Genomic DNA, 523 nt, shown 5'->3' on the forward strand with positions numbered 1-523 from the left:
GCCGGTGCCTCGCTCACCGCCTCATACTTATCGCCTGAATACAGGCGGAGCTGATTTACCTTTTCCTCTCCGATCCGGTCTTTGACATGCAGCACGCCGCCCGTGATCTTCATATAAGTCAGGCGTTCGCCCTGGCTGTCGCGCACAATTTTAAATATTTTCGCCCCAAATTCATCCGGATACACTGGTTCCAGCGTATATTCTTCCAAACCGCGCATAAATTCTTCCACGCCCGTATTTTTGAGCGCCGAACCAAAATAACACGGAAACAGATCCCGGCTGGCAATCCGGCTGCGGATCGCATCTTTAGACACCTGTCCCGTCTCCAGAAATTCCTCCAATTCCGCTTCGCCGCTGACTGCTGCCTCTTCATAGAAACTTTCCGTCCCGTCCGCACCAAAATCAACGAAGTTGCCGCCCAGCGACTCTTTTAGGTCGCGCAGGACCTCCTGTTCCCGTCCCGGCGCCAGATCCATTTTATTGATAAAAAGGAACGCCGGAATCTGGTAGCGCGCCAGCAGTC

General features: G+C 53.5%; 1 pseudogene (running past both ends of the window). It reads right to left on the minus strand.

Going from position 1 to position 523, the window contains the following annotated elements:
* Positions 1-523: pseudogene (locus QVO97_RS03220) on the minus strand (NYN domain-containing protein) (its annotated part extends past both window edges: 2,005 nt to the left, 257 nt to the right); the annotation flags it as partial.

Source organism: Clostridium sp. CAG:43, from assembly GCF_000434655.1.
Taxonomy (GTDB): Bacteria; Bacillota; Clostridia; order Lachnospirales; family Lachnospiraceae; genus Otoolea; species Otoolea fessa.